This is a genomic window from Photobacterium minamisatsumaniensis, assembly GCF_050336695.1.
Lineage (GTDB): Bacteria > Pseudomonadota > Gammaproteobacteria > Enterobacterales > Vibrionaceae > Photobacterium > Photobacterium minamisatsumaniensis.
The window spans coordinates 23532-31332 of sequence record NZ_JAKJSI010000064.1 but is presented as its reverse complement, the minus strand read 5'-3'; the positions used below and the strand labels follow the sequence as shown (position 1 = coordinate 31332).

Annotated in this window: 5 protein-coding genes; 3 read left to right on the top strand and 2 right to left on the bottom strand. The window is 38.8% G+C overall.

The annotated features are described in order from the left end of the window. Positions 1 to 624: 624 nt before the first annotated feature. Positions 625 to 1338, bottom strand: a complete 714-nt coding sequence (locus L4D78_RS26385; protein WP_428469684.1) for a hypothetical protein — start codon at positions 1336 to 1338, stop codon at positions 625 to 627. A gap of 2139 nt (positions 1339 to 3477) precedes the next feature. Here L4D78_RS26385 and L4D78_RS26380 point away from each other — a divergent pair. The 3 genes from L4D78_RS26380 to L4D78_RS26370 all read left to right on the top strand — a co-directional run bounded on the left by L4D78_RS26380 (position 3478) and on the right by L4D78_RS26370 (position 7079). Next, positions 3478 to 4464 carry an integron integrase gene (locus L4D78_RS26380; protein ID WP_428469683.1) on the top strand — a complete coding sequence of 329 codons (987 nt, stop codon included), beginning with the start codon at positions 3478 to 3480 and terminating at the stop codon, positions 4462 to 4464. 451 nt (positions 4465 to 4915) lie between these two features. After that, positions 4916 to 5389 carry a cell division inhibitor SulA gene (locus L4D78_RS26375; protein ID WP_428469682.1) on the top strand — a complete coding sequence of 158 codons (474 nt, stop codon included), beginning with the start codon at positions 4916 to 4918 and terminating at the stop codon, positions 5387 to 5389. 280 nt (positions 5390 to 5669) lie between these two features. Next, positions 5670 to 7079, top strand: a complete 1410-nt coding sequence (locus tag L4D78_RS26370) for a basic amino acid/polyamine antiporter (RefSeq protein ID WP_428469681.1) — start codon at positions 5670 to 5672, stop codon at positions 7077 to 7079. A gap of 67 nt (positions 7080 to 7146) precedes the next feature. Here L4D78_RS26370 and L4D78_RS26365 read toward each other — a convergent pair whose 3' ends face one another. Beyond that, positions 7147 to 7545, bottom strand: a complete 399-nt coding sequence (locus tag L4D78_RS26365; RefSeq protein WP_428460880.1) for a hypothetical protein — start codon at positions 7543 to 7545, stop codon at positions 7147 to 7149. Between the last annotated feature and the right edge of the window lie 256 nt (positions 7546 to 7801).

The window sequence follows — 7801 nt, the reverse complement described above, 5'->3', positions numbered from 1 at the left end:
CATTGAAACCTCGGAATACCCAGCGGCAATGACACCTAAACCGTAAGAAATAATGGCATATAACGCCCTTGTGAAGTTGCCCGCCCCTGAACCAAACATTACACCGTAATCACAAAAGCCAATGCATACTGAAAATGCCACGTGTTAAGGGTCAACTTACACAGCTTGTTATATGAACGCTGAACTTAAAGCGGCTTGGCCGCCCCACCGAGGCAGCAGGTAAACAACCTCAAATTCACGATTCTAACTGTAACCGTAAACACCAACCTACCAACGATTGAAACCTTACTTGGTAGTGTAATTTCAGCTACTAAGTAAACACTGAAATCATAACGAACCAGCACCAAATTCAACAGTGCGGATTCATGAATTTGAGAGAGACAAGGCTATTTATAACAATGAACATTGGCATGAGATTAAGGTTAACCGCACTAATTCAAGGAGCAATTTTTACAGCATTGCGACCCACATTGAAACCACAAAACAATCAGCGGCAATGACACCTAAACCGTAAGAAATAATGGCATATAACGTCTAACATAAGTTGCACCACGGCGAACTCACCAAGCACGCCGAACTTCATACCAAAACTGCGGAGTAAAACGTGTCAACTTGATGTTTTTGTTATATTTTATTAAATAACTCAGTAACTTGCCTATTTTCAGAAATCAATATTATCCTATCAAAACCATGACTAACGTTTGAAATTTCGATGCAATTTAAATACGTATTAGCATCAGCCAACCAATATTCATTAATTAAAGCGAGCCAGTATTCATTAACACCATCGAGTTTCTCTCGTTTCTTCTCTTTATCCACAATGCGATCATTTAGTATATAAAGTGTATTTTCTTGTATATAAGTAGAGGAATTAACATTTGGAAAGGCTGCAGTAATTTTACTCTCCAAGTTATTTTCATCGCTAAAGATATTAATGTATATTGGACTATCATTTTTGTTGAATTTTATTTCTTTCTCACATTTATTAGATTTTACTAATTCAACAATTTCCGAACACAGAATATCGTTTATTTTCCTAACATTAGATATAGGCGTAGGTAGTCTAATGAAAACGCATTTATCTGGTGGTATTTTATTACTGATTGACTTTTCAATATCTTTAATAAGTGAATATGCTGGAGCATCATCAGCTAATCGAGGTTTCATATTACAATTTTCATCAATCGTATTTTGAATTAACCTCGTTACCTCTACTGCGATTTTTTGATGTTTTATCGATAAAAAACCATCTGGAGGAAGATTATTAGGCCCCTCACTATAACTTCCTGAGTACACATCAGCTAATACCTCAAAGGTATATATCTCTTCTGGTCTCACTGTACTCTCCTGAAAATATAACGCCCTTGTGAAGTTGCCCGCCCCTAAACCCAAGCATTACACCGTAATCACAAAAGCTAATTCAGACTAAAAATGCCACGTGTAAAGGGTCAACTTGCACAGTTTGTTATATGAACACTGAAATCAAAGCGGCTTGGCCGCCCCACCGAGACAACAGGTGAACAACCCCCAAACTCACAATGCTGGCTGTAACCGTAAACCCCAACCTACCAACGATTGAAACCTTACTTAGCAATGTAATTTCAGCGACTTAGTAAACACTGAAATCATAACGAACCAGCACCAAATTCAACAGTGCGGATTCATGAATTTGAGAGAGACAAAGCTATTTTTACCAATGAACATTGGCATGAGATAAAGGTTAACCGCACCATTTCACGGAACGATTTTCACTGCATTGCGACCCACATTGAACCCACATTGAACCCACTTAAAACCCAGCGGCAATGAGACCTAAACCATAAGAAAAAATGGCATATAACGCCCTTGTGAAGTTGCCCGCCCCTAAACCAAAACCTTGCCCCGTAATCACAAAAGCCAATTCATGCTAAAAATGCCACGTGTTAAGGGTCAACTTACACAGTTTGTTATATGTAAACTGAAATCAAAGCGACTTGGCCGCCCCACCTAGACAACAGTTGAACAACCCAAAAGTCACGATACTAACTGTAACCGCAAGCACCACGCTGACAACAACTGAAATACAAGCTTGGCTTCGTTATTTCAGCTACTTAGTAAACACTGAAATCATAACGAACCAACACAATATTCAACAGTGCGGATTCATGAATTTGAGAGCGACAAAGCTATTTATACCAATGAATATTGGCATGAGATTAAGGTAACCCGCACCATTTCACGGAACGATTTTCACTGCATTGCGACCCACATTGAAACCACTAAACAACCAGCGACAATGAACGCCTTATTAAGGTGTGAGGCTCGCAATACCAATGCTTCCTCATACCACCTTAACCACAGAACCTAACGCATGCGTGCCAAATCACTCTTGAAAAATTTGTTATAACTATGCTTAAACTTTCCTAACTGGCTGAAGAAAAATTGCAACCCAACCTGCCAACACGCCAATAATGCAAGCTGCGATTATATGAATTCCACCATAATTAGTTAACGCACCAATTAGAAAAGAAATGAGGAAAAAAATCGGATAATAGTAATAAGGTGATGCACTCCAATAGTCACCACAAGCTGTACACTTTCTTTTATCTGAAGGTCGTGTCCTAGACTTTTCTTTAGATGATATTGATTTTTCATTGCAACTTGGGCACCTGAACATTTTTGGCCACTCCCTATCAACTTAGATGTCATAATTATACGTAATACAAGAACGGATGAATAATGCTGGATCTATGACATGAGCATATAACGCCCTTGTGAAGTTGCCCGCCCCGAAAYCCAAACARTACACAGTAAACACAAAAGCCAATTCATACTTAAAATGCCGCGTGTTAAGGGTCAATTTGCACAGTTTGTTATATGAACACTGAATATAAAGCGGCTTGKCCGCCCCACCRAGACAACAGCTGAACAACCCCAAACTCACAATACTGGCTGTAACCGTAAACACCAACCTACCAACGATTGAAACCTTACTTGGCAGTGTAATTTCAGYCACTTAGTAAACACTGAAATCATAGCGAACCAGCACCAAATTCAACAGTGCGGATTCATGAATTTGAGAGAGACAAGGCTATTTATACCAATGAACATTGGCATGAGATTAAGGTTAACCGCACTAATTCACATAACGATTTTCACTGCATTACGACCCACATTGAAACCATAAAACACCCAGCGGCAAAGAGACCTAAGCCGTAAAAAAAAATGGCATATAACATTATATTTTACGTATCTGTTTCGTGTATTCCACAGAAAATAATCAAGCACTTACACTCAAATTCATACACCATCACGATACTCTGTCACAGTTTCGTSTATCCAGCAATCAACTCAATGGCTTAACATACTGACAAACATCTGTTTTTCTTAATTTAGTGATTATATACAAAAATACACGAATGCATATTTTTATACATTTGCTTAAAGTGCAGGCTTTTCCTACATTCATCCATATATGTATATAAAAACAGTATTATAATGAAAGATATCCCAAAGCCTATTTCGCACATCAAAAGCCCTTTTTTAACAGAGATCATTACACTAATGCGAACAAGAGGTTTAGCCTACTCCACAGAAAAAAGTTACCTCAGTTGGATTAAACGCTTTATTCTTTTCTCTCAGTATCAACAACGTGAGCAAGTTTCAGCTAAAGACATCAAAAAGTTTTTAGACCACCTTGTGACAAAAAGAAATGTCTCACCTAACACACAAAAAACAGCACTGAATGCATTGGTTTTTCTTTGCCGGGAAGTACTTAAACAAGATACCGAGTCATTAAATTTTAAACGTTCAAAGCGCTCTACCAAGTTGCCCGAAGTATTCACCCATAAAGAAGCAATGGATATCATTACGCTGCTTACTTACCCGTACAGGTTAATTGCACAGCTAATGTATGGCAGTGGGCTTAGGGTCAATGAGGTACTCCGACTAAGAATTAATGATATCGACTTTAATGCACAAAGCATCACTATCAGAAATGGGAAAGGAAACAAGGATAGGAAGACGTTACTTTCACCTCATATTATTTCTGATTTGGAGCAACAAATTACAGCAGTAACTATTCAACACCAGCTCGATACAAAAAATGGCTTTGGCGAAGTTTATATGCCTTACGCACTTCAATCAAAATACCCAAACCATGCGAAGTCACTTGGGTGGCAGTATGTGTTTGCCGCACAAAATATAAGCTCTGACCCTCGTTCAGGAAAAAGAATGCGTCATCATTTAACCGATCGTACTGTTCAGCTTCATATTGCAATCGCGATAAAAAAGGCAAAAATTTTAAAAAAAGCTAACTGCCACACATTTAGACATTCATTTGCTACTCGTTTACTCGAAGCTGGCACTGATTTACGTAATATCCAAGAGTTACTCGGACATACCGACATAAAAACAACGCAAATTTATACTCATGTTGTAGGAACACATTTTAGTGGTGTTAAAAGCCCATTAGATAAAATATAGGACACGCTACCGCCGAAGGTAATTAAACCCCTGCAGAGCTTTCATTAATAGCTATTAGCCTATAAATAATTTATTGCACCTATCCACCTAATTAACAACGATAAAATGATGTATTTGCGATCTAACGTTACCCTATCCCTTTCTGTACATATAAAAAGTACTGTATAGGTGACGTATATACAGTACTTTTTAGCCTACCCGACACCTTTCTCGCATGAATTCGTCTTCCTTTTACTTAACCACATCATAAAACAACTAAATTCTACTCAAAACAAGTAGAATGTAAATGAATTTAAAATCATACACTTAGAGTAAAGAAAGGAAATAAGTAATAATTTCAACGGTAAAACTGTTTACTCAATTGTCAAAAAGTACTTGCATCAGCGCCTGATTAAAACTACTGTATAGACGTACAGCATGTACAAATACACACTGTTGAGGATGATGGAATATGACTGCTTACTTTGATCAACAACACTCGATTTCGGCTTCACAGGCTTACAAGACTACATTTGCGGGTCAAGAGTCCGGTAAAATTACACCACTGTCTGTAAAGTGCCCCATTGAAGTTTGCTTTTCTGATCAAATGCATACTCAACTAGCTTATTTTCTTCGAATTCTTAAACAAGCCAGTCAACAAAACCGTTGGATAATGTTCATTGGTCAAGACGCCCTCGTTGACAAAAGCCTACTTAAAAGTGCGGGTATCGATCTTAATAAGGTGCTTGTGCTGACAAATAAAAAAGGTATTTCAGATCAACAGCTAGTCGAAAAGGCCTTACGAACAGGAAATTGTAGTGCTGTTATCTCTACAGGTTATGTGGCTGATTTTGAAAGCGCTTCAATTCGCCAAGCTGCGCAGGATGGTAATAGCTACGCGTTCATTATCAATCGCAGCGCTAAAGCAAATGTAACGGTACACTGAATAGTAAAACCGGTAATACAACAGTGCCTTCCTTGAACGGTATACCCATTTTTTCTGATCTAATCCGGTTATGGGTACCAAAATAACCTAGCGATTAATTTCTTCTATAATCAGAGAGCTATCATTCTTAGGGTGATGGCTTTTTTGATCCAGTACAATAAATAGTTTATTTCGCTACCTTTATAGTAACCAGCACAACTTTATACGTGCAAATATGAATTTTTTCACCATAATACACCTAAAAAATACAACGGCTCAGTCGTTATAACCGGATGTTACAATGGAAAAGAAATTGGGATTAGGATCGTTAACTGCGTTAGTTATAGGTTCTATGATTGGGGCTGGTGTTTTTAGCTTGCCGCAAAATATGGCAGCAGTCGCAAGCCCTGCAGCTGTAATGATTGGCTGGGCTATTACTGGTGTGGGAATGATATTCCTAGCCCTCTCCTTCCAGCACCTATCTCGTCTTAAGCCTGAGATCGAAAGTGGTGTTTTCGGCTACGCACAAGCCGGTTTTGGTGACTTTATTGGTTTTTGTTCAGCATGGGGATACTGGCTTAGTGCGATGCTTGCCAATGTTTCATACCTTGTTATTGTCTTTAGTACACTCGGTATGCTATTCGACCAACCCGATATGATCCTTTTTGGTGCTGGTAATACCTGGATATCGGTTATCGGCTCCTCTATTTTACTCTGGCTCGTTCATGCACTTGTTTTAAGGGGTGTACAAACAGCAGCCATGATCAATCTCGTCACTACATGCGCTAAGCTAGTACCTCTTTTTCTATTCATTATTTGTGCATTGGTTGCGTTTAAATGGGATACCTTTGTTTTTGATTTTACGGGCCTCCATTTTGGTGAAGAGCACAACTTAATCTCTCAAGTTAAAAGCACCATGCTAATTACTGTATGGGTCTTTATTGGGATTGAAGGGGCTGTTGTTGTATCGAGCAGAGCGAAGAATCGTCAAGACATCGGCCGAGCAACGATTCTCGGCTTGCTAACTGCACTTACTATTTACGTGTTCGTTACCTTACTGTCTATGGGTGTTATAAGTACCGAACAGCTAGCAACCTATCAAAACCCTTCAATGGCAAAAGTGCTAACAGAGATCTTAGGGCCTTGGGGTAAGTTTATTATTGGTGGCGGTTTACTTATCTCAGTATGCGGTGCTTTTTTAAGTTGGACGGTATTAGCGTCAGAGGCACCTTTTCTTGGGGCAAAAGATAACATGTTCCCAAAAAGTTACGCCCGTCAAAATGACGCTGGTAGCCCTGTAAAATCTTTACTATTAACGAATATATGCATCCAAATCTCGCTTATTTTTGTTATGTTTGCGGGCAGCACGTATGACACATTGCTAATCATTGCGTCAGAGATGATTTTAGTACCCTACTTTCTGGTCGGCGCCTATACGCTTAAGCTTGCCATCGAACGAAAAGATCGCGGTTCTTTACTGTTTGTCGGCATTTGCGCGAGCCTATATGGTCTGTGGCTGCTGTACGCCTCAGGGTTAGATTACTTATTGTTATCGGCACTGCTGTATCTACCGGGATTATATTTCTATATTCAGGCGAAGCGAGAGCAAAAGACGAAGCCTTTTGTAGGGAAAGAACTGACTGCAGCCAGTGTATTAACTCTAGCTGCAGCAATAGCAGCCGGTATGATGTGGCAAGGTTTACTGTTATAAAGTGCCTTACGAACCCCAGATAAAGCAAAAGCCAGCATCCGCTGGCTTTTTTACATAATGGAAAAAGTTAAAGCATGTGAATCCTTAACATTTCCTCATTTTCATCGAGAATAATGACTTTACATACTGCACGACTTTCTATTTGCACTAACTGGTTATCTTCAAGGGCATAAGGCAATTGAATTACCAGTTCATCAATATATTCAGAACGAGCAAGACGTAATAAACGAATGATATTATTTTCATCGCTAATATTCGTCGATAGCACTTTAAGTGCCTGCATCTGTAACTTTTCTGACTCTGTCATTCCATTCGGCATCGAGGAAGTCCATGAGATCTCGAACGATGGAACCAGTGCTTTCAATGCATCGGCAAAAGTCACTTTTTGTTTACAAGATGCAGATAAGAACGTCGTGTAATCAAATACAACGCTACCGTCTTCAGAGAATTCAACTGTTGTTTCCATAATCATCCTTAAAAGAAACATAACAACTGTTGTAAATAGCTCACTACATCAAACAAGTTATTAATTAAATAACCTAATCACACTATACGGATATGTGGCCCATGAAATCGGTCAAAATCGTCAAAACATGCTCTTGATCTGCTTTTTACGTAAAGAAAATCAAAGCGAAAATATATACTCAACATATGATTAACATCAATAAAACGCCGAATACACGTTCATTACGAAGTTGACATATACGCCATTTTTAATATCT

Coding starts and splice junctions, on each gene's coding strand:
- L4D78_RS26380 (WP_428469683.1), top strand. CDS start 3,478: ATGAAAGATATCCCAAAGCCTATTTCGCACATCAAAAGCCCTTTTTTA.
- L4D78_RS26375 (WP_428469682.1), top strand. CDS start 4,916: ATGACTGCTTACTTTGATCAACAACACTCGATTTCGGCTTCACAGGCT.
- L4D78_RS26370 (WP_428469681.1), top strand. CDS start 5,670: ATGGAAAAGAAATTGGGATTAGGATCGTTAACTGCGTTAGTTATAGGT.
- L4D78_RS26365 (WP_428460880.1), bottom strand. CDS start 7,545: ATGGAAACAACAGTTGAATTCTCTGAAGACGGTAGCGTTGTATTTGAT.